This is a genomic window from Micrococcus sp. HMSC31B01, assembly GCF_001816085.1.
GTDB classification, from domain to species: Bacteria; Actinomycetota; Actinomycetes; order Actinomycetales; family Micrococcaceae; genus Micrococcus; species Micrococcus luteus.
In genome coordinates this window covers 1-1,353 of record NZ_KV825431.1, presented here as the reverse complement: position 1 = coordinate 1,353, position 1,353 = coordinate 1, and the positions used below count along the sequence as shown (strand labels likewise).

Below are 1,353 nucleotides of genomic sequence, written 5' to 3'. Positions count from 1 at the left end.
GCCGGCCAGCCCGACGGCGATCGCCACCTCCGGCCGGACCCGGTCGAGGGCCGCGGTCAGGGCAGACCCGGCCGCGCCGAACGCGCACGGCAGCTCGACCGCCTCGGCCGTCACACCCCGGTCCGCCAGGATGCCCACGGCGTCCCGCGCGGCGGCGATCGACGGGTTGTGGACGTCGCCGCCGAAGGGCTCGAAGCCCGTGAGCAGGACGCGGGCGGCCGGGGCGGGTGCACGGGAGGTCATGGCGACCACGGTAGGCGCGTCTGGGCGCCCGCGCCCCGCCCGGACTCGAACACGCTTGCGGGTCGATTCGAACATGTGTTCTACTTCTGGCCATGCGATGGGAAGCGCAGACCCTGCGGTCCGAGGGCGGAGCCCAGCGGGCGACGGCCGGCACACCGGCCGGCTCCGCCGCCCTGCTGCCGCTCTCGGACCTGCAGCGGAGTGTCACCACCCCGGAGTTCGCGGGGGTCACCTTCCATGAGGTGCTCGCCAAGACCGCACTGAACTCGGTGCCGTCCGCCTCGGCCATGCCGTTCCGCTGGACCGTGAACCCGTACCGCGGCTGCACCCACGCCTGCCGGTACTGCTACGCCCGCAGCACCCACACCTTCCTCGAGCTCGACGCCGGGGCCGACTTCGACCGGCAGATCGTCGTGAAGGTCAACGTCGCCGAGGTGCTGCGCGCCGAACTCGCCCGCCCCACGTGGGGCCGCGAGGCGGTGGCGTTGGGGACGAACACGGACCCGTATCAGCGGGCCGAGGGCCGCTACGCGCTGATGCCCGGGATCATCCGGGCCCTGGCCGATTCCGGCACCCCGTTCTCCGTGCTGACCAAGGGGACCCTGCTCGCGCGGGATGTGCCCCTGCTGCAGGCGGCCTCGCGCCAGGTGCCGGTGCAGGTCTCGCTGTCCCTGGCGATGCTCGACCCCGCCATCGCCGCCGCGGTCGAGCCGGGCACGCCGTCGCCGACCGCACGCCTGCGCCTGATCGAGCGGCTCGCCGCCGCGGGTGCGGACGTCACCGTCATGGCCATGCCCCTGCTGCCGTGGCTCACGGACGGGGACCGCGAGATCGACGCCCTCATGCGCGCGCTGGCGGACGCCGGAGCCGCGCGCGTCATGCCGGGCGCCCTGCACCTGCGGCCGGGCGCGAAGGAGTGGTACCTGGACTGGATCCGCCGCGAGCACCCGGATCTGCTGGCCGGCTACGAGCAGATGTACGCCCGGTCCGCCTACGCGCCCGAGTCGTACCGCCGCATGCTCACCCGGATGGCCGGGGAGGCCGCCGCACGGCACGGCCTGGCCCGCGGCGGCGCCCACGGCATCCGGCGCGAGGACGGTCCCCCGGCCC

General features: G+C 74.9%; 1 protein-coding gene and 1 pseudogene. One reads left to right on the top strand and one right to left on the bottom strand.

Features of this window, described 5'->3' with window-relative positions; all coding sequences use genetic code 11:
• Positions 1–243: pseudogene (locus HMPREF3105_RS11910) on the bottom strand (pyroglutamyl-peptidase I); the annotation flags it as partial.
• 92 nt (positions 244–335) lie between these two features.
• On the opposite strand from HMPREF3105_RS11910, the gene HMPREF3105_RS11905 reads away from it, so the two are divergent.
• On the top strand, positions 336–1,353 hold a 1,018-nt coding region (locus tag HMPREF3105_RS11905), incomplete at its 3' end, for an Rv2578c family radical SAM protein (protein WP_070709806.1).